A 21,051-nucleotide genomic window follows, 5' to 3' on the forward strand; every position below is an offset into this window, starting at 1 on the left:
CGAACCCGCCGCCCTGAAACTGCCGGTCGGAGCCTTGTGAACTCCCTGAGGAGTACCTGCAGCACAGGGCGCAATCGGCACGCAGCACCCAGGCGATTCAGGCACAGAGCACGGCTTGAGACCGTGTGAACTCACTATCGCAAGGCCCCACCACCCGAGGCCAAGTTGCCTCGGCCCCCCCATAGCTAGGTATGACGTCGGTTAAGCACGTCGGCGGCTCGCGTCACTTAGCGTCGACGCGAGCGAACGGGCTCGGCGCATCGCGCAGCGCGGCGCAAGCGGCCGTCCACGCCGAGTCTGCCGGATTGAGCGCGGTGCGCAGGTAGGCCCACGTCATCTGCGCCACCGCGTCCACGCGCGCCGGGCTTTCGTCGGTCGTCTCTGCCGCGTCGTAGCCGGAGATGCCGCCGAGGATGTGCTCGCCCCCGAACACGGTGAGCAGGTGCTTGGGGCCCGGACTCAGGGTGTAGGCGCCGGCCCGGTACGCCGCCTGGTCGGAAAACATCGGATTGACGTCCTGATCACCGACTACGACAAGCGCGGGCGCGGCCATCGCAGAGAAGTCGAGCGTGCGCAGGATCGGATAGCGGTTTTGCGCGGCCCCGGTCAGGTACGTCGGGTTGCCCGGCCCGGCGATGATGACGCCGGCGGCGATCCGCGGGTCGCGTAGATCGACGACGGTACCGTCGGCGTCCGTCACGCGCTGACCGAGCAGCATCCCCGCCGTCATGGCGCCGAGCGAATGCCCGGCCACGGCGACCCGACTCCGGTCCATCCGCCCGCGTAACCCCGGCAAGGACGCCTCGAGCGCGTCGATCGCATCGAGCAGGCGCGTCATGTCCTGCGCACGAGAGCGCCAGAACAGCGCTCCCTCAGGACCGTTCGGGTCCACGACGCCACGCAGGGTGGCCGACGACAGATGTGTCGGCTGTACCACCACGAAGCCGCGCGCAGCCCAGTAGTTGGCGAGCGGCCCGTAGCCGTTCAGCGACGACAGGTTGTTCGACGAGCCGTGCCCGTGCGAGAGCAGGATGATCGGAAGATCGCGACCGGCCACCGGCGCAGACACGCGCACGTGCAGAGGGACGGTGCGCCCCGGCGCGGGCAGCACGATGGGGCTGATGGAGACAACGGGCACCGGCTCGACGGACAGGGTGCCGACGACAGGCGAGATGGACGTGGACATAGGACGGTTCCTTTGAAGGTTGGGATCGCGTGGCGTGCACCGCGGATCTGGCGCTGCGCTCATCAACCCTTGAACCATACGGTTCGTCGGCGGGACTGACTATGATGCGCAGTCCACGAATCGTGTTTGATAGTCCAGAAATGGTTGATCCACTTGCTGAGGTCGTCACGCTGCTACGCCCGAGTGCGCCGTTCGCGAAGCTCGCGACGGCCGCTGGGCGTTGGCTGGCGCGTCGCGCCGAGGCGGGCCGCCCGTTCTTCTGCGCGATCGTCGAGGGTACGACCCGGCTGACGGTCCAGGGGCACGAGCCCCTGGTGCTCGAGCAGGGTGACTTCGTTCTCATTCCGGCTGCATTCGACTTCTCGGTGTCGAGCCTCGGGCCGCCCACGGACGGCGAGGCGACGCCTTACGTCTTCCGCGCCGACGGCGAGATCCGGCACGGCGACCCCGACGCGCCGCCCGACGTGCGGATGCTGGTCGGTCACTGCAGGTTCGCGTCCCCGGACGCACGGCTGCTGGTGTCGCTGTTGCCGCAACTCGTGCACGTGCGTGGCGAGCCGACGCTCACCACGCTGGTGTCGCTGGTACACGCGGAGTTCTGCACCCGGCGCCCGGCGCGCGACGTCGTGCTCGCGCGCCTGCTGGACGTGCTGCTGATCGAAGCGCTTCGCTCGGCGCCAGGACATGCGGCCTCGCCCGGCCTCGTCGGCGGCCTTGCCGACGAGCGGCTGGCCGTGGCGATCCGGCGGATGCACGAGCAGCCGACCGCAGCGTGGACCGTCGCCGAGCTCGCGCGGGAGGCTGCGATGTCCCGGTCGGCGTTCTTCGCCCGGTTCAGCCGCCTCGTTGGCGTGACGCCGATGGACTACCTGCTCGGGTGGCGCATTGCACTCGCGAAGCGCCTGCTCAGCGACGGCGCGACGGTCACCGACGTCGCAGCCCGTGTCGGGTACGGCTCGGCCAGCGCGTTCAGCGTCGCGTTTACGCGCCATGTCGGCCAGCCTCCCGCACACTTTGCGCGCCGAGAGCAATCAGCCGCGCTTTGAAGCCTTACTCGACTCCTCAATGGATCGCGGCGTGTCGCCGCGGCGCCTGTGTTCAATTGCGAGTCGCGCCGCTCGGGTGATGAGCACGCGAACACATCGGAATGCCAGGAAGCTCCCGCTCCACCGCCGGTTGTTGGCCGACAGCGGGCCGTCAACGTCCGCTTCGCGGACGCCTGCCCGAAGGTCAGGCGGCGCTGCCGGTCCGTGGCAGCGCTGGCAGCGGACCGTCGCTGCACGGCGGCGGGCTATGGCCCCCGTCGAACGCACCCTTTCAAGCTGACGGCAGGCCTGCCCTCCCCTCGGCAAGCCACAGCCGTGTGCGCGAAGCGGACGGTCAACGCACCGTTTCGACCCAAAATGAGCGCCCGGCTGCCACCGTCGGAGACCACTGCGCAGCAATTGCGGACGGCCGCTCAGGCGGCCACATACGCCGTCCGCATTCGAGTCATTTTCCCGAACCGGCGGCTCAGCGATTCCTGCGACGAGGCAGGCGGTAGCATCGACGTTTTCGGAGTCCAACTTCTGGGGGTCGGTTCACGTCCATGCGGACGCATGCTCGGCACTCAAGCAGCTTCGGTCGATGGAGTCTCGAGGCCACGCTCACGCTTCAACAACACATGCTGCTGCAGCCACGCCACGATGCGGGTGGCCGCATTGTGGCGGCAGGCGGGTTGGCTTTCGCCTAGGAAGCCGTGTCCCTCGTTGGGGTACAGCACCATCTCGGCCGGCGTGTACCCAGCGCGCAGCAGGCTGACGAACAGTTCCTGGGACTGGCATTTGGGGCGTGTTCGTCCTCTTTGCCCTGCAGTAGCAACGTGGCGTCTTCGAGCGCTCCACATTTGGGGCGGCGACAGCCGCCGCGCGGCCTCGCGGTTAAAGCGCGGCGCGGAATGCAAGTACAGCGGGGCGGCGTCGGAATTGCCTTCGGAGGTGCCGTAGTGCGTTTCGATGTTGCCCACCGGCGCCATGACCACCGCCGCTTGAAAGCGCTAGGTAGGGCCGGTGGCCCAGCAACTCAGACAGCCGCCGTGCCTGGCGGCCGACCTCGCTGCCGTGGTTGGCCCATAGGTCGTTGAACTTGCGGCGCGCATGCGCCATGCACTGCGCTGAGGTCACGCCCTCGGTCGTCGTGGCGGTGTAGATGCTGAAGCCGTCGGTAACCAGCGTGTCCTGCCAAGCTTGCAGGGTGTCGAGCTTGAAGAACTGCTGGACGTTCTCGCCGCTGCGGCCTTCGGTGAACTGGAACACCACCGCCTTCGTCGCGTCGAAGGGCTTGCTGCAGTACGAACAGATGTAGGCCTTGTGCGTCTTGCCATCGCTCAGGTGTTTGGGCTTGATCGAAAGGGCTCCATCAGCGTCCGCCTCGCGCACTCCCCCCGTGCGTTGTTCATCCGGGTTGCTTGGGGTTGATGGTTTGGCTTAAGAACCTCCAACTTCCCTGACTACTTGGGGTGAACAACCTCTTGGGAAACGACAGCTAGTCGGGGCGGTGAGCCGCGCCCAGGATCGCGCGTAGGCCCGCGAGCAGCGCGTCAACGTTGTAGGGCTTGTCAAAGAACGCAGCAGCCCCGGCGGCCAGTGCGGCCGACCGTGTGGCCGGCTCGCCATCGGCACTCACCACAACGACGGGCGGGTGGCGTCCGCCGCGTGTGGCGACGATGGTCTCGAGCACCGCGAGGCCGTCAAGATCCGGCAGGCCGAGGTCCAGCAGCACGAGGTCGATGTCGCCGGTGGCCAGCCGGCTCAAGGCTTCACCGCCGGTGCGCGCCACCACGCAGGGCTCGCTGGAAAGGCGCCGCAACACCGTCTTCATCACCTCGACATTGACTTCGTCGTCCTCGACGTACAGCACCGTGGCATGCCCGGCCGCGGTTGCCAGCAAGTTGTCCAGACAAGCGGGACCGGCCGCGGCGCGACCGGCTGCACAGGGCAGCCAGATCGTGAAGCAGGCGCCCTGCCCCGGCTCGCTGCGCACGGCGATGCTGCCGCCCATGTTGTCGACGAGCCGCTTCGAGATTGCCAGGCCGATGCCTGTTCCCTTGATGCCGCGCCGCTCCTGGCCCAGCCGGTCGAAGGGAACGAACAGGCCTGCCAGCTGCTCGCCGGTCAGGCCGCGCCCCTCGTCCTCGACCGCGACGCCCCACTGGCCCTCGCCTTCGATCACACGCACACGCACGACCCCGCCCGGCCGGTTGTACTTGACCGCATTGGTCAGCAGGTTGAGCAGCGCCTGCCGGATCTGCGTCGGGTCGCCCCGGACGGCGCCCAGGCTACCGCGCGGTGTCCAGTCGATCCGGATGCCGGCTTCGCGCGCCAGCGAGTCCACCAGCGACAGGCTGTCCTCGATCAATGCCTGCAGCGGCACGTCCACCGACCGGACGTCCGCCCGGCCGGCTTCCAGCCGCGCCAGGGTCAGCACGCCGTCGATCATCTCCAGCAGGTGCCAGCCCGCCGCTTCGATGCGCGCGAGGCTCTGCTCTCTTTCCTCGGGCCCCGACTGGCCGCCGCTGCGCAGGAACTGCGTGAAGCCGAGGATGGCATTGAGCGGCGTGCGCAACTCGTGGCTCATGCTCGACAGGAAGTCGCCCTTGGCACGGCTCTCCCGCTCGGCGTGCTGCCGCGCCGCTTCCGCCGAGCGCAGCCGATCGACATCCGTGAGGTCGTCCAGCACCGCGACGAAATGCGGCGCAACGCCCCGCGCATGCGCCGGCGCCGTCAGCCTGCACATTACCCGCAGGTCCTGGCCGGCGGTGCAGGCCAGCGTCAGCTCGCACGACTCGTAGGAGCCGGGCGCCGCGCGCGCCGCATCGATCATGCCGGCCACCGAGGCCCGGTCGGCCACCTTGAACAGCTCCGCAAAGCGGCAGCCGTGCACCTCGTGGCCAGGGCCGCCGAACTGGCGGGTGGCCTCCGGGTTGCACGATTCCACCGTGCCGTCGGGCTTGACGTGGACGATGCCCACGCCGGCAGCCTGGTAGATGCTGGCCAGCCGGGCCTCGCTGCTGGCCAGCGCCCGCGTGCGGTCGGCCACCAGCCGCTGGATCTGCGACTGGCGGCCCGTCACCAGCAACAGGAAGCCGATGAAGAAGGCGCTGCCCACCATCGCCAGCGCATCCACCGTCCAGGAGCCGAACAGCCGGTGGCGTGCCGCATAGGCGGGCTGGGCCGAGACATGCAGCTGGAGCACCCGCCCACCCACCTCGATGTCACGCCGGTGCTGCAGGATGCGCCGGGGAGATGCACATGCGGTGCCCTGCGCTGCGGTGGCATAGCAAAGCTTGAACAGGCGTGCTGGATCGGGCGGCACCAGCGAGCGCAGCGGCAACTGCAGCCACGCGCCAGGCGCCTGTGTGCCCAGGCGCACGACGAGCACGTCGCCGACCACGTGGGCGCCGGCCGACGGCGGCAAACCTTCGGGCGGCGCCGCCCATGCGGCGCCTTCCGGCAGGCCGGGTGGCAGGGCTGGTGCCGGGCCCTGCGGCTGCGCAGCGGCGTCCGCCACGGATTGCAGCCGGTCGAGCGTCGCCTGCGCGGCGCTGGCCAGGTCGTCCGCGTCGGCCTCGAAGCGCTGGGCGAGCTGTGCCCGCTCGCGGTCCGTCACGTAGGCCAGGGTCACGCTCAGCAGCAGCAAGCCCGCCAGCAGCGGGCCCACCAGGCCGCGCACCCGGCCGCGCCAGGCCGACGCCTGCGGCGCCAGCAGCGGATGCAGCAGCGGCACGACCCACATCGCGCCGATGCTGTCCCCCGCCCACCACTTCAGCAGCACGAACGACAGGTCGCCCTCCAGCACCCGCTGGTGCAGCTGCAACCACGGCAGGCCCAGCGCGGGGGCGATCCAGCAGGTCAGCGGGCCCACCAGCGCCACCAGCCCCAGCGACCGCGTGCCGGTGACCAGCGGGTCGTCGGCTCCGATGAAGCGCCTCGCCAGGCCGCCGCCCGCTGCGGCCTGCGCCGTCACGGCGGCGGCCAGGCCGGCCTCGAAGAAGTAGTCGATGCCGGTGGAGGCGAAGGTGCCGTCGGTCAGCGCCGCGAGGGCCAGCCGGCCGGCGAAGACGGCGGGCAGGATCGGCATGCCCCAGCGCAGCACGGCCGCCGCGGCGACGCCCGCCGCGGGGAAGATGGGCGACGGGATCGCAAACCGCAGCGACAGGAAGACCGTCGCCGCGCCGACAAGCGCATAGGCGGCCGCCACGAGCAAGGACAGATGGAACAGCCGGCGCAGGCGCATGGCGGGTGGGTGCGAACTCGGACATGACGACGTGGGGAGCTCTGGCACGCCGGGCGCGACCTTACCCGGGCGCCTCGGCGGCCCGAAATGTCAAAAGACATGGAATGGCCTGCGGCCGGCCCTGGTAAGTAGTCTTGCGTACCACCGGTTGCCGGCCTCCAAAGCGCCTCTGATCGCTCGCGGCGCGCGAAGTGCGCAGGAGGCTACCCGACATTGCGCGTGAACACGACGCTGAACGCGCTGACCGAGCCGTATCGGACACGCGCTGCGACGTCGGCGACCGTCGCGCCGTCGCTGAGCAGGCGCTTCGCGAGCGCAATACGCCACGAGCAGGTAGTCCATCGGCGTCGCGCCGACGAGGCGGCTAGAAACGGGCGAAGAACGCCGATCAAGACATCGCGGCCTCCCGCGCGAGCTTGGCGACGGTCCACGCTGCGGTCGCCTGCTCGTGAATCCGCCAAAGCGCCACAGCCAGCCGCTCGTCGGCAAGGCCGCCGACGAGCCCGCGCGCAGGCGCACGTTGCGCTCACGCCGAATGAAGCCTGGAGCAGACAACCTGCTGCGTCCAGCGCAAACACTCAGTCTGTCGCACCACGGCTGTCTGCACATAGCCTCCGTCTTCAGCCGACGTTCGGCCCACCGCCACGGACGCACCCTTGTGGCCGAAAGCGCGCCATCAACGTCCGCTTCACGGACGTCTCCTGAAAGCAAGGCGGCGTCACCGATCTGTGTCACTCCTGACAGCGGACCGTCGCTGCCGGACGGACGGCGACCGCCTGCGTCGAACGCACCCTTCCAAGGTGACGACAGCCTGCCCTTCCCTCGACGGTGCGGTAGCCGTGTCCGCAAAGCGGACGGTCAACGCACCGTTTCGACCCTAAGCCGATGCTCATTCATTATGGACGTGGGGTTCCATCGTGTGCCTGCCGAAGTTTCCGAGCGCATCAAGTTCGGAGCGAAGGCGAAACCGCGTTGGCCGGCTGGGGAAGTGATGGATTGGTTCGAAGCGCGAAGGAAGTGATCGCGCCGAGCGTGACAGCGCGTGGCGGCTGTGCAAACCCCACGGCTGACGCTCCTCGGGCGCGTCGATCTTGGCCAGCCGCGCCTTCACGGTCTGGTCATTGCAGGATCACGGTGTCACCATCCGCGATGCCGACGATCAGGCAGATGACTTCAGCAGCGGCACGCGTCATGCGTTTAGACCTGTTGAAGAGTACCGCCGGCGGCTAAAGGTACTGTATACGCATACAGTACTATAGGGCTACCAGCGACCAATGAGGGGGCGTCATGCGACTGAAAGAGCACTGTAGCTCGGCTCAGGCCGCGCACTCGCTCGCCACCACGCCGGGCTGTTCGAAGGGTATGCCGAGGCGCATGCCGCAGCTGCGCTGGCCAGTGCCAGCAGGCGTAGGCGACCTCGTGCCCTGAAGCTGTAGCATGTGGATCGGCACACCACCCTCTGACGCCGAGTGGACCATCCGGTGTTCCGCACGACTTCAGGCCCGCTGGCCGACCATCAGTCGCGCACAGGGGACGAAGCGGCCGCGGAGATGGCCGCCACTGGCCAGTGGCATAGCGGGTGAAAATTTGCACTTCGCCCAGCTCGCAGACGAGCAACAACCACTTACATTGATTGCGCGTCAACTGCTTCGACCGCCCCATGCCTTTCCAGAACCTCCGAATCGGCCGCATTGCCATCCATGAAGTCTTCCAGCGGGAGTCAGACCGTCAGATCAAGCAGCCGCTGTTCGGTGAGCGATTGGTCAACCTCGATGCTGATGGCAAGGAGACGCTGAAGCAGCGAATTTCGATTGCCATGTCAAATTCGAGCCACGGCTTGGAGATGCAACTCGTGAAGCACCAGCCCGGAAGCACTGCCTTACTAGCGATGACTGCTGCCGATCAAGAAGATGCGGGTTTCTTGGCGACTTCCAAAGACATTGCATACAAGCTGGCGGAGGCGCAAAGCAGTCGACAGATTCCCGGGGGATCGTCGTGGTGGTGGAATGCAGCTCCGGGTATCCGCCGCGCCGCTTGGTATGCATCATTAAGGCCGAAGTACATAGCGGATTTCTGCGGAGAAGCGATGCCGACGGCAATCTGGAAATGTCGTTCCTTAAGGGGCTAATGCTTACACCACATACCAAGATGTACAAGATCGGCGCATTTATGTTGGATGATGCCGAAGCACAATCCCCGATAAGAGCGTTCATATACGACGATCAAATGACGCTGAGAAATCGTATGGGTGCAGCGCAGTACTTCTACGAGAAGTTTCTCGGCTTGGCATTTCCCGAAAGTGCTGCGCGCAATACGAAAAGCTTTTACGAACTGACTAAGAACTTCATCAAGTTGATGAATGTCCCGGAAGACGAAAAAGTAGAATTGCATAACGCTTTGATTACCTATCTTAAGACAGACCAGCGTTCTGTCATAAGCGTAGGGGACTTCGCATCAGGGTATTTGCCGAGCCCCGATGCGCAGGATGCTTATCGTGACCACATGGTTGAACAGAACGGCTTTTCCGATGCAGCGATACACAAGGACACCTCCGAAATAGGGGCTAGCTTACGCGTCAGGAAAGTTGTATTCTCAAGCGATATTCGGCTGACTGCAACGCCGGAACAATTCAGAGAGAAAGTCACCATCCGAGAGTTTCGTGGGGAACCTCAAGGCGACGGTCCTATGCCCATTTGGACGGAAATTCTAGTCAAAGATCACATCAAAGAGCAGTGACTGAATCCGATTTTAGAGTTCGCTGGCAAGCAGACAGGCCGATTTACGCGGCCTGGGGGCTACTTGTGCGCGCCACCGTGGAGGAGCGAGTTCTAAGCCTCATCGATTCAGGTCATGCTGCAGAATTTTTCAAGATAGTACAAGGCCCAAGAGCAAAGGACGAAGCTTCACTGGTTGAGAAGGCGTTTTACAGGAGTAAGCCATATTCTGATCCTTACCACCAAATCACTGACAAGGTTGGCATCCGGTTCGTCGTGCTTCTAGGTCGCGACATCCGTCTGGTGGAAAGAGGGCTTACAGACGCGGACCTATGGACTGCGCGGAAGGATCGCGACTATGAATCTGAACGGCTACTGAACCCCCTGGAATTCGCCTATCAATCCGTTCACTATGTCGTCTTTTCGGCGAAGGAATGCGAGTGGCAAGGCACGACAATACCTGCTGGGGTGCCGTGCGAAATCCAGATCCGCACGCTGCTTCAGCACGCTCATTGTGAGTTGACGCACGACACGGTTTACAAGCCGAAGACATTAGCGTCCGCTCAAGTACATCGCACTGTCGCCAAAAGCATGGCCTTAATTGAGGCCACCGACGATTGTTTTGAGCGCGTAGTAACTGAGCTGGAAGAGGCGGTAGCGCCGCTGAAGATTGCCTGGCGCACTCTAGATCGGCTTTATACAGACAGGGTTGGCAGCGCGCCGGTCAATGGCAGCACGGGCGAACGACTGCTTGATGAGTTCTCTGACAAACTTCCCCAGCCCATAGACGTAGAGATCCACAAGCTGCTTGAGAAGCGTCCCTTCATCTCTGAGAAAATTCGTGAAAGGCGGCCGTATCGCCAACCGTTTCGCGACAGCTCGATACTTCTGGCCTATTTCTTGGCTTCAAAGTATCCATCGGCGACACGCGAACGTTGGCCTCTCGACAGAGACACAGGCGAAGAGGTGTTCACTGACATGAGCCTTGGATTCTGACAGCGCAATGGGTAGAGGTAATCCCCCTGCCATCGCCGGAAGTCAGTGTGAGTATCGATCGGTACCCGGGACGGCCTCAGCGAGAGTCTCACGAAACCCAGAACTGCTCGATGTCGACTGGTTGGCTACCGGCATGTAATGGCCACACCAGTGGTTTGGCATTAGCCATACTCGCACTCTGAATGCGCGCTGATAGGATGTGATGAACGGAAACCGGGTTCAACTAGCCCTCGCCGTACTCCCGTTTATGACGGCCGGCCTATACCTCGTGGGCACAATGCACCATGTCGGCTATCTCAACGCCTTCGCACTTGACGACGCCCTGTTTCCGCTTGTGTGGGAGCGCGCCGTCCTTCAGGGGTTCCTGTTGTCAGTGGTGCACAGCCTTGATCCCCTTCTCTACGCAACGGTCTCGGTCCTGCTGCTCGCTGTTGGCTCCTTAGCCGCTGCCATTTTCTCGTCCGCTGACGGCGCGCACAGATGGCAGTTTGCCCTTTGGCGCTGGGTTGGCGCACGATTCAAAGGTCGGCCGGTCGCGCTGCCTTCCGAAAAGGCGATGAATATTTGCACATATGTGGCGGCTGTGGCTATGGTGGTCGTGACGCTGTTGCTGCTAGCCGCTTTCTCCTTGAATGAGGGACGACTCCAAGCTGAGCAAGAGCGCGAGCGCTTCGCCAATCGTCGCGGCACGCAGGTCATGCTGTCAGCTGATCAACTGATCGTGCCGGTCCGAGCGAAGCAGCTTGCCTGCGGCGCGTCCCACTGCGCCTTCTGGCTAGGAAGTGAGGTGCTAATACTGCGCCATGAGCAGGTGCAACGAGTCTTGGCGTTCAACCCAGAAATAAATGGGCCCGTTCCGGCCGTACCCGCCTCGTCCGCAGTTTTCCGCTAACCGCTGGCTCACCTACGACCACGCCCCGTCCACTTCGCAATCAACCGGGTGTTGCAGGACGACGCATGAAGCTGCAGTCGTTCGTGCTAGATGGCGCGACCGCCGTGAGCGTCCAGCGGCCCCACCTTGACGGCGAGAAGGCGTTCAGGCATTCGCTGCAGCCCAGCGATGCGGCAGCAGTTCGTCGAGCCGGGTGTTGAGCAGCGTCGGCAGACGCTGCAACACGTCGCGCAGGTAGGCCCACGGTTCGTGCCCATTCATCCGTGCCGACTGCACCAGGCTCATCACGATGGCAGCGCGTTGGCCGGCGAGCTCGCTGCCCACGAACTGCCATGCCCTGCGTCCCATTGCCCAGGGCTTGATCTGACGCTCCAGGTGGTTGTTGTCGATGGCCACAGCGCCGTCGTCGAGGTGCCGCGTCAGCGCCGCCCAATGGCCCAGCGTGTAGTCCATCGCCTTGGCCGTCGCGCCGCCGTCTGGGATCAGCCGTCGCTCCAGGACCAGCCACTACCGGAGCTCTTCCCATAGCGGCTTGGCAAGCCTCTGCCGCTGGGCTCGGCGCTCGTCGTCGCTCAGGCCCTTGAGCTCACCCTCGACTTCGTAGATGCGGGCGAACCGCCGCAGCGCATCAACCCCGATGGGGCTCGTGCCCTCGTGCGCGAGCTCTTCGAAGTTCCTGCGCGCATGCGCGGCGCATGCGGCGCTGATGCGACCCGGGTAGTGCTGTGGGTCCACCACGGTGTCGTACGCACCGTAGCGGTCCGTGAGCAGCGTTCCGCACCATCGTCGCTCGCCCAACTTGTCGTCACCGCCCAGGAAGGCCACCGGGTATTGCGCCCCGCGCCCTCGGCAGAACTCGTAGATGACGCCCGGAACGGCGTCGTGCCAGCTTCGCGCGTAGGCCCACATGTAGGCCCGGCGCGTCTTGCCAGCGCCGGGATCCAGCAACGCCACCGGCGTCTCGTCGGCTTGCAGGACCCGGCAATCGAGGATGAAGCGCTTGTGCAACTCGTACAGCGGCTCCAGCGCCGCGCCCACCTGACCGGTCCCGGCTGCCAACGTCGAGCGCGGGGTGCACGCCCGAGCGGGCGTTGATGCTCTCTTGACGGTAGTACGGCAGGTGATCGACGAAGCGGCTGATCACGGTGTGTGCCAGCAGCCCGCTGGCGGCGATGCCGCCCTCCACGATCTCCGGCACGCTGCTCGCCTGCCTGAGCACCTGGCAGTGCCGGCAGGCCCACTTGCCGTAGATGTGGCGGTGCACGAAGAACTCGGCCGGCACGATGTCCAGCCGCTCGGTGACGTCTTCACCGATGCGCTTCATGGGACGTCCGCAACCCTGCTCCTGGCAGTCGGTGCTGTCGGGCTCATGGCGATGCTCGACGCGACGCAGGTGCGCCGGCAGTGCACTGCGACGGGGCTGACGTGCTGGCGCCTTGGGCTGGGTGCCGGCGGCCGCCTCGGCTTCCCGGCGCAGACGCTCGAGCTGTGCACGCAGCGCGGCTTCGTCCTCGGCCAGCGTCTCTTCGAACAGGCGACGCTGGTCAGCGTTCATGGCCTCTGACTTGGCCCCGTAGGTCCAGCGCTTGAGCCGGGCGAGCTCGAAGTTGATCTTCTCGATCTTGGCCTCGCGCAGCGCGATCTCGCGATCCTTGCGCTGCAGCAGCGCATTGCGCTGCAGCAGCGCATCGCGCTGCGCCAGCTCCGCCGCTTGCTCAGCGAGCGCGTGATCGCACTCCATGAGGGCTTGATCACGCTCGCCCAGTTGCTGCGCCTGGGCCTGCACCTGCTGCTGCAGCTGGGCGATCAGCGCGGCGACCTCGGGCGAGAGGCCCTCGGGATCAGTGGGGGAAGACCACGCATGCCGAGCATGCGTGGCATCGTGCCAGTGCCCGTCAGCGCGGCCTATCGGCACATGCACTGTCAACCGATCATGGCTGACCGCACGCCCGACTCAGGCCCGCGTGATGGCGCTGAGGTCATGAAGCCGCTGCCACGGCAGGCCCAGCATCAGGGCATCGAACTGCGCCTGCGTCAGCGTCCACGAGGGCGTCACGGTGCCAGCGACGGGCCACACGAACCGCCCGGTGTTCAAGCGACGCGACGCGCACCACAGCCCGAAGCCGTCATGCATGAGCAGCTTGACGCGGGTGCCACGGGCATTGGCGAACAGATAGCCATGGTGAGCGTGCGCCACGCCGAACACTTGCACCACGCGCGCCAACAGCCGCTCGGGTCCAGCCCGCATGTCCACGGGCTCGGCGGACAGCCACATCGCGTCGATGCGGATCATCGAAGCAGCTCGCGCATCCAGGCCGCGCATTCGCTGGCCGCACTGGCTGGCCAGGTCACCGTGACGGCGGTCGCACCGCGCTGCAGCTCGATGCGGATGTCAGTTAGCGCGGCCCGCTCGCTGGGCGCAGGCAGTTGTACTGCAACGAACGAGGACCTGTGCTCAGGCGCCTGGACTTCACCAGGGGTCATCCCGCGAAGGGCGCCGGCCGCGGGCTTCATCTCGGCCTCGCGCACCCACCGACGCAGCAAGTTGGCGTTAACGCCATGGGCCATCGCCACCGCCGCCATCGACATGCCCGGTTGCAGGCAACTGGCCACCGCGCCGGCCTTGCATTCATCGCTGTGCGTACGACGCCGACGGCGAGGGCCACCTTGTAGATCGGGGATAGTGTTCACGTGTCCACCAAAAGTCGAAGTGGACACGAGGCTCCTATGCGCCTACCAGGCCTTCAAGATGGTCGGCCTGGACGCTCACAGAGAACGCTCTGCGTTCGATCTTGACCTTCGACGTATCGCGACATACCGGCTCCGGTGCTCGATATGGCACCAAACTGTAGGCAACGGTTGCTACAGCCGAAAGAGGGTTTTCACACAGCCTCGACCCAAAGCGGTAGTCGGGCGATTTGAACGCCTGCTCTGAACCGGACGTTCGAGCTCTACGCTTCTAAGTCGCGCGAGGCGACCATTCGCAAGACTCGAGGCAAGCGGCCGCACCGACGTTACGGCACACCTTCCGGACTACGCTGCCCACTTTCTGCCTCGGATCGCATATTCGACCGCCAAGTCATAGACGTTGTCGCACTTCTGCTTGAACGTCGTGCGGTCGTAGCTCTCAGGCAGATCCGCGTCCAGCACGCGCTCGATCTCAGCCCGCACCTGTTTCTGCGTCTGGGCGCTCTGGTGCCAGTTCTGGATCAGCACCTTGGGCTGCTCTTCCAGCAGCCGCTTCAACAGATGCTTGGCTGCGAGCTTGACGCGCTGGGTCTCGTCCTGGGTCAGTGACTCCTTCTTCAGCAGGTCGAACAACTCCAACTGGTCCTCGGTCAGGCCTTCGCGGATGTGCCGTTCGGCCTCCCCTTTGAGTTCTTGAGCGTAGGCTGTCAGCTCGTCGTAATAGTTCTCGGTGGCCGTGGCGCCGGAGTTGTAGGCGTCGATGACCTGCTGCAGCCGCTGAATGAAATCCACCCGTGTGCTGTTCTGCGCGAGCATCTCGGCCAGCTTACGCTGCAAGAAGGCCTGCAGGTCGGCGATCTGGATGTTCTTGAGCGGTGCCTGTTTGAACTCCTCGCGCAGCTTCTCGACGTTGACCGTGCTCAGATCCCAGAGTTTGCCGCGCTGAACGATCTTGTACTGGGCCTCGAACTCCTTGGCCGAAAAGGCCTCGGCGTTGTCCACAACCACGCTGGCGTCCAGCAGCGCCTCGATGCGCTGCACCGCGCTGTCGATGTCAGCCTGTTCGACGATGCTGTCCATCACGCCACGTAGGTATTGGAAAGCCGAGACTACGCGGCCTAGCTTGCGATCCAGCACCTCAGGCTTGCAGGCCTCGTACAGCGAGGAAATCGTGTTCTCGTAGACGTTGAAGGACTTCCGCTGCTCGTCGCTGGCCAGCAGCGTGTCGGCAAAGCCATTGAACTGGCCCAGCTTGGTGAAAACGTCGCCGCGGTCCAGCGCCTCGTGCAGCGGGACACCCTCGCTCTGGCAGTAGGTCAGGCCTTGCTCGATGGCTTCATCTAGCAGCGTGAACAAATGGCTCTTGTCCCGTACCGGCAGCTCGTCATCCTCGGGGCCGGCGGCGTAGTCCTTCAGCGCCTTCTTCATGCGACGGAAGACGTTGTAGTAGTCCACGATTTCGCCATGCCGTTTGGCCACGCCCAGGATCTGGTGGCCGCTCACCCGATTGGCCCGCGCGATGGTCTGCATCAGCGTATGGCCCTGCATGGGTTTGTCCAGGTACAGCGTGCTAACAGTGGGCGCATCAAATCCCGTCAGCCACATCGCGCACACGAACACCAACTGCAGCGGGTGCTCGGGATCCTTGAAGTTGAACTCTATGTCGTGGCCGTGCTCGTCCAGCGCGTTCATCCGCTGGCGGTGCGGCTTGATGTCGAGGTTCTTCTTGGCGAACTTCTCGTCCTCGCCCGCTTCCTCGCTCACGATCACCGCCATGTGCGCCCCCCCCATCCAGGCCTTGAGCTGCTTGAGGCGCTGGCGCTCCACATCGTTCTGCGTGGTGGTGATGCGCCCGTTTAGCGCCTTGAGCTCAGCCTTCCACAGCGCCTGGACTTTCTCGAACATGGTCACTGTGGTGAACTTGTCCACCGAGATGACGATGCCCTTGCCAAGGTAGCCGCGGCGGGGGAAGTGGTAGACGATGTCGCGCGCGATCTTGTCCAGCCGGTCCTCGCGCTTGACGACCTCCATCTCCTGCGCGAAGCGCTTCTCTAGTTTCTCCTGCGCTTGAGCGTCGAGGTTCTCGTCTTCCAGAATCTCGACGAACTCGTCGCTCAGGTCGTCATTCTGGATCAGCACTTCCGGCACGCGCTTCTCGTAGAACAGCGGCACCGTGGCGCCGTCCTCCACGCTCTGCTGGAAGTTGTACTCGGACACGTAGTTGCCGAACCAGGCGTTGGTCTTGCGCTCCTGTCCCAACAGTGGCGTGCCGGTGAAGGCCAAGAAGTTGGCACGCGGCAGGCCGGCGCGCATGTTCTCGGCCAACCCGGCGTACTGGGTGCGGTGTGCCTCGTCCACGATGACGACGATGTCATCGCGGTCGGAAAGCAGCGGGTAGTCCTTGTCCTTCTCGAACCGGAACTTCTGGATCAGCGTGAACACCACGCGCTTGTTCTTGCCCAGCATCTCGCGCAGTTGGGCGCTGCCCTTGGGCCGCACATCGTCCTTGGGCGCCACCACCCCGGTGTGCAGGAAGTTGCGGTAGATCTGCCCGTCCAGGTCATCCCGGTCGGTCACCACCACGAAGGTGAAGTTGCCGGTAAGCTTTCGGAGGATCTTGCGGGTGTAGAACACCATAGAGAAGCTCTTGCCCGAGCCCTGGGTGTGCCAGAACACGCCCAGCCTGCCGCCTAGCTCGCGCCGCCGCTTGAACTGCTCAAAGGCGTTGTTTACGCCGATGAACTGGTGGTTCTGCGCGATGACCTTCTGCGTCTCTCGGTAGAACACGCAGAAGTTCTCCATGTAGTCCAGTAACCGTTCCGGCGTCAGCAGGCCCAGCACGGCGCGCTCCACGCTCAGGCCCTGGGCGGCAATGGCCGGCCGGTCCAGTTTTTCCTTCTCGTCATCCACTCGCAGCCAAGTGAAGAAGTGCTCCCACTGCGCGGTGATGCTGCCCAGCCGGGTCTCGATGCCATTGCTCAGCAGACACAGCGCATTGGCGGTGAACAGTTGCGGGATCTCGGCCTTGTAGGTGGTGACGTTGTCGTCAAAGGCCGCGCGCAGCTTGACGTTGCTGTTCTTCAGCTCGATGAAAACCAGCGGCAGCCCATTCACGTACAGCAGCAGGTCGGGCCGTCGGTAGCCGTGCTCGCCGCGCACCCACAACTGGCTCACCGCCAGGTAGTGGTTGCGGCCAGCGCGCGGGTCCGGCGCGTCGAAGTCGATGACCTTGAGCCGCTCGGTTACCGTCTGCCCCGCCTGCGGTCCGGTCTCGGGCTTGTAGGTCACTGGCACGCCATCGCGGATCAGCCCGTCCATCTCCCGGTTGGCCGCAACCAGGCTCATCGCCGTGCGCGGCTGCACCAGCTGGGCCAGTGCCTGGTCCACAGCGTGAGCCGGGGCCCGCGGGTTCAGTCGCTCCAGCGCGGCGCGCAGCCGGTCGGCCAGGATCACCTCGCGCTTGTCGGCGCGGCCAGAGCCGTCGTTCAGGTCGTCAGACTGCGCCGTGAGGCAGTTCAGCGCATTGAAACCGCACAGGTGCTGCAGCCGCTGCAGCAGCGCCTGCTCGATGTCGTCTTCGCTGATGAAATTCTTCGCGGCGGCCACGGCACCTCCCGGGTGTTGCCGATTGTGGAGAAGAAGACCTGCTAACGGGCTATCGCCTCACCACGCTGCGCGGCCTCTGCGGGCGGCTCCTGCATGCTGGGCGGGAACTGGATGTCTAACGCATCGACGCGGAGTTTGCCGGAGATCAGGCGGGGCAGAAGCCGATCCCTCATGGCTGACAGTTTCTCGTTCTGATCCAGCAGCAGACGCCTTTGCCTGCGAATGGGTGCTGCCGCATCAGAGAAACGCTTCATCAGGTCCGAGGTTGGTACGAGGACTTTGGTGCGGCTGATGAGTTCTCGGCTCAATTCGGCCTGTCCGGTTGATCCGGAAGCCATGGACTCGAAATAGGGTTGGAGCAGTTGAATCGTGTAGGCCAGAAACTCGCCCGAGAGCGCAACGTCTGTGGGGCGAAGAATAGTTACATGGCTATCGCAGGTGACTCCGTCTGCTTCGATGTCGAACACCGCGGCGCGCCCGAGCGTGCCCACGCCGGTCGAGTTGATCAGGACGTCACCAAAGCGGAGCAACTTATCGTCCGGCACGACGCTCACGTGGGGCCTTGCTTCGGCCATGCTCACCCGACCACCACGGATGCATTTTTGGTTGATGACTTGGTGCTCGGACTGCTCGGCGTAATCCGGAGAAATGCCACGTTTGATCAATGCCGCCAAATCACCAATGGGCTGACGCGACCAACCAGGCGGCGTCAGCTCATCGCCCTTCAAAGTAGCGTGCTGTGGAAACCGCATCCGCACAAACCACTCGCGGTAGCTCTCTTCGGCCATGCACTCTAGCAAGGCGATGCGGCGCTGGTTGTTGGCGATTAGATCGTCGTAGCTCCTTAGCGTCGCAGCGATCTTGGGCTGGGCGGCGCTGTCGTGCAGCGTGAGCCGAGTCTTTGTCCTGAACGCGGTGAACTGGAACCTGGCAACGCCCGTGTGCTGCAGATTGAAGACGCCCATGTACCCGGACGTATAGAGCGCCTGGAGCACGTAGTACAGATAGACCGAATGAACTTTGACCCGGTCAACTCGCAGATGTCGAGCAAAGCTAGAGCACAAGACAGGGCGGCCTCCTCGGGAATCCAGGAACTCCTTGGTCATGAGCGCAGTCCTGCCCGTCGATTGCTTCGCAGTGCCGCCCGCTGTTTCGATCAGGATGTCACTGGCTATCAGCGCCTTCCGCGCAACCAGGTGCTCGGGAATCCAGCGCTGCGGTAGCTCAATGCCCGGGGTGTGCAGGTCGGCGAAGTCCGTACCGCGGATGACGTCGCAGAGCACGTGCCCTGGTGCTTCTTGGCCTTCACCCCATTCGCCATCCTTGGTTTCCGCGATGAGGTCTGAAAAGAGGACGGGCTTCTGCATCACGTTTGCTGTTCCTCGCCCAACACGGTCGCGACGTTTGCTCCGATGGTGCGCTGAAGTACGCCAGCGGCATCACTCAGCTCGTGAAGTTGATCCCGCGCGGTGGCGAGGTCAGCTAAAAACTCCTCCTCCGTCTTCCCATCCTCCTCAATCACAACGCCCACATACCGCCCCGGGTTCAGCGACCAATCCTGCTCGACCATCTCCTCGCGGCTGGCCAGCTTGCACAGCCCGATGACGTCTTCGTAGGCGGCCTTGGGGAAACGCTCCTGCAGCCAGTTCACATGCTGGTAGTACAGCTCGGCGGCCTTCAGCTCGTCGTGCAGCGCCTGCACCGCCGCCTTCACGCCCTTGGTCTGGCGGTTGGCTGTGGCGCGCTTGCCGTCTGCCTTGGCGGCCTCGGCCTTGCGCTTGTCCATCTCGCGGATCGCCTTGTCCAGCGCCTTCACCGCCGCGTGCAGGCCGCTGAAGAAGGGCGTGAACAGCGCGCGCAACGCGTGCTGGGCGGTGTTGCGGTCGTCCACGCTGTGCTTCTGGCCGCGCGTGCGTTCGTGCTGGTCCTGGGCCTGTGCCAGTGCGGCGAGCTGGCCCCACTGGGCCTGCAGCGCGGCGATGGCTTCGCGGGCGGCCCGGCTGGTCGCTGCGTCGGCAGCCTCTTCGGCCAGCACGGCCAGCAGGCGCTCGCTCAGAGCGGGCAGGTGCTCGGCGGCCTCCTTGAGCTGGGCCATGCCTTGGTGCAGGTAGCGGTCCACCTGGTCCACAAACTCCTGGCGGCGGCCCTTGTGCAGGCGGGGGATAAGGGCGATGTTCTGGATCTGTTCGTCGCTCAGCTCGCGATGGGCGCGGTCTACCTGGGTGAAGATGTTGCGGGCGTCGATGAACAACACCTTGTCATCCGCCTTGCCCTTGTCGAAGAACCACAGAGTGGCCGGCAGGGTGACGGTGTAGAAAGGTTGGACGGCAGCGTGAGCATGCCGTAGATCAGGTTCTGTTCGATAAGCGTCTGGCGGATGTCGGCCTCGGAGTGGCGTGCATCGCTGGCCGAGTTGGCCATCACCAGCGCAGCGCGGCCGCCGGGCTTGAGAGACGTGGCGAAGAGGTTGATCCAGAGGTAGTTGCCGTTTGGCACGGTCTCGACGGCTTTCTCCTTCCCGTCCTTTCCGCCCGTGGCCTTGGCCTTGGTCTTATTGCGAGGCACGCCGTAGGTGTTGAAGCGGCGGTCCTTCTCCACGGCGTCCAGCGTCACGTCGTCCACGTTGAACGGCGGGTTGGCCATCACGTAGTCGAAGGCGCCAAAGGCGTTGAAGGGGTCTTCGTAGTAGGTGTTGGCCTGCTTGACGTCCCCGCGCAGGTTGTTCACCGCAAGGTTCATCTTGGCGAGCTTGACGGTCTCCAGCGTCTTCTCGGTGCCGCAGACAAACACGTCCAGGTCCGCCGCCTTGTCGGCCTGGTGCTGGAGGATGAAGTCGGCCGACTGCACGAACATGCCGCCTGAGCCGCAGGCGGGGTCGAACACCTTGCCGCCATGAGGCTCGATGATCTCGGTCATCAGCTTGACGACGGAGCGTGGCGTGAAGAACTCGCCGCCGCCCTGGCCCTCGCTGAGCGCGAAGTTGGCCAGGAAGTATTCGTAGATCTGGCCGAACACGTCGCCCGAGGCATCTACCGGGATGTCGGAGAACAGCTTGAGCAAATCCTTGGGGATGTGCTGGTTCTTGGTGCTGCGGGTGAAGCGGTCGTACTCCTCCTGCGGCAGCACGCCCAGCAACTCGGGCTTGGTGTTTTCGATGCTCGCCATCGCAGCGCGTATGGCCTTGGCGATGTTCTCCTTCTCGGGCAGGTTCAGCAGGTAGTCATAGCGAGCCTGCGGCTTCAGGTAGAAGCCGCACTTCTCGATGGCGATGTCCTGTTCGCTGCGCTCCCGACGGGTGCCCTTGAGCTTCTTGAACTCCTGCTCGATGGCCGCCTCGTGCTGACGGTACTTGTTGTCGGCGAACTTGAGGAAGATGAGGCCCAGGACCGGGGTGCTGTATTCGCTGGCTTTCAGGTCGGAGTTGGCTCGGAACTTGTCGGCGGCGGTCCAGAGGTCAGTTTCCAGTTTTTTCAGCTGATCACGATTCATAGCCCAGATCTTAGAGGAAGGACCGTCTGCGGCGATCCGTAGAAATCGGCGTTGGTGCGAGGCACGATCTGCACCCGCAGTCGTTAGCTGCTTGACGCAGACTGCTGGCAGCCGATGAGGTACCGTGTTCGACCAGCATTGTTAAGCCTTGCGGGTCCGGACCAGTGCCGCCCAAGACCCGACGTTCACGAGTGACAGGTTCTGGC

At 64.4% G+C, this 21,051-nt stretch carries 12 protein-coding genes and 3 pseudogenes; 4 read left to right on the top strand and 11 right to left on the bottom strand.

The features are described from left to right. Positions 1-223: 223 nt before the first annotated feature. The gene (locus tag LRS14_RS24120) at positions 224-1,186 is read right to left on the bottom strand and encodes a chlorophyllase (RefSeq protein WP_257801423.1); all 963 of its coding nucleotides are present in this window, start codon (positions 1,184-1,186) and stop codon (positions 224-226) included. A 140-nt stretch (positions 1,187-1,326) separates the two neighbouring features. Here LRS14_RS24120 and LRS14_RS24125 point away from each other — a divergent pair, with 140 nt between their 5' ends. Next, a complete protein-coding gene (locus tag LRS14_RS24125) occupies positions 1,327-2,232 on the top strand; it encodes an AraC family transcriptional regulator (protein ID WP_257801424.1) in 906 nt (301 codons plus the stop codon). A gap of 873 nt (positions 2,233-3,105) precedes the next feature. Here the strand turns inward: LRS14_RS24125 and LRS14_RS24130 are convergent. Further along, positions 3,106-3,603 carry an IS66 family transposase gene (locus LRS14_RS24130; protein ID WP_257801425.1) on the bottom strand — a complete coding sequence of 166 codons (498 nt, stop codon included), beginning with the start codon at positions 3,601-3,603 and terminating at the stop codon, positions 3,106-3,108. A gap of 106 nt (positions 3,604-3,709) precedes the next feature. Beyond that, positions 3,710-6,460, bottom strand: a complete 2,751-nt coding sequence (locus tag LRS14_RS24135) for an ATP-binding protein (RefSeq protein ID WP_257801426.1) — start codon at positions 6,458-6,460, stop codon at positions 3,710-3,712. 2,001 nt (positions 6,461-8,461) lie between these two features. Between LRS14_RS24135 and LRS14_RS24140 the strand changes: the two genes are divergently transcribed. The 3 genes from LRS14_RS24140 (at position 8,462) to LRS14_RS24150 (ending at position 11,062) form a co-directional block, all read left to right on the top strand. Further along, on the top strand, positions 8,462-9,196 hold the full coding sequence (locus LRS14_RS24140) for a nucleoid-associated protein (RefSeq protein WP_257802216.1): 735 nt from the start codon (positions 8,462-8,464) through the stop codon (positions 9,194-9,196). Beyond that, the gene (locus tag LRS14_RS24145) at positions 9,193-10,170 is read left to right on the top strand and encodes a GTP pyrophosphokinase family protein (protein ID WP_257801427.1); all 978 of its coding nucleotides are present in this window, start codon (positions 9,193-9,195) and stop codon (positions 10,168-10,170) included. Before LRS14_RS24140 ends, LRS14_RS24145 begins: the two co-directional genes overlap by 4 nt. 277 nt (positions 10,171-10,447) lie before the next feature. Then, the gene (locus tag LRS14_RS24150; protein WP_257801428.1) at positions 10,448-11,062 is read left to right on the top strand and encodes a hypothetical protein; all 615 of its coding nucleotides are present in this window, start codon (positions 10,448-10,450) and stop codon (positions 11,060-11,062) included. Positions 11,063-11,206: 144 nt separating this feature from the next. Here LRS14_RS24150 and LRS14_RS30435 read toward each other — a convergent pair whose 3' ends face one another. The 8 genes and pseudogenes from LRS14_RS30435 to LRS14_RS30795 form a co-directional block, all read right to left on the bottom strand. Further along, a complete protein-coding gene (locus tag LRS14_RS30435; RefSeq protein ID WP_310740905.1) occupies positions 11,207-11,410 on the bottom strand; it encodes a transposase domain-containing protein in 204 nt (67 codons plus the stop codon). Positions 11,411-11,422: 12 nt separating this feature from the next. Further along, a pseudogene (locus LRS14_RS24160) lies at positions 11,423-12,100 on the bottom strand (IS66 family transposase); the annotation flags it as partial. 238 nt (positions 12,101-12,338) lie between these two features. Further along, a pseudogene (locus LRS14_RS30440) lies at positions 12,339-12,803 on the bottom strand (IS66 family transposase); the annotation flags it as partial. A 213-nt stretch (positions 12,804-13,016) separates the two neighbouring features. Continuing rightward, the gene (tnpB, locus tag LRS14_RS24170; protein WP_257801429.1) at positions 13,017-13,355 is read right to left on the bottom strand and encodes an IS66 family insertion sequence element accessory protein TnpB; all 339 of its coding nucleotides are present in this window, start codon (positions 13,353-13,355) and stop codon (positions 13,017-13,019) included. Continuing rightward, entirely contained in the window at positions 13,352-13,753 is a 402-nt protein-coding gene (gene tnpA, locus LRS14_RS24175; RefSeq protein WP_257801430.1) for an IS66-like element accessory protein TnpA, read from the bottom strand. The genes tnpB and tnpA overlap by 4 nt, the downstream gene beginning before the upstream one ends. A gap of 342 nt (positions 13,754-14,095) precedes the next feature. Beyond that, positions 14,096-17,356, bottom strand: coding sequence for a type I restriction endonuclease subunit R (locus LRS14_RS30445; protein ID WP_257801431.1), 3,261 nt, complete (start codon positions 17,354-17,356; stop codon positions 14,096-14,098). A gap of 41 nt (positions 17,357-17,397) precedes the next feature. Beyond that, the gene (locus LRS14_RS24185; protein ID WP_257801432.1) at positions 17,398-18,723 is read right to left on the bottom strand and encodes a hypothetical protein; all 1,326 of its coding nucleotides are present in this window, start codon (positions 18,721-18,723) and stop codon (positions 17,398-17,400) included. Continuing rightward, positions 18,723-20,845 (bottom strand): annotated as a pseudogene (locus LRS14_RS30795) (N-6 DNA methylase). The gene LRS14_RS24185 and the pseudogene LRS14_RS30795 overlap by 1 nt, the downstream one beginning before the upstream one ends. Between the last annotated feature and the right edge of the window lie 206 nt (positions 20,846-21,051).

Source organism: Aquincola sp. J276 (assembly GCF_024700035.1).
Taxonomy (GTDB): domain Bacteria; phylum Pseudomonadota; class Gammaproteobacteria; order Burkholderiales; family Burkholderiaceae_C; genus Aquincola; species Aquincola tertiaricarbonis.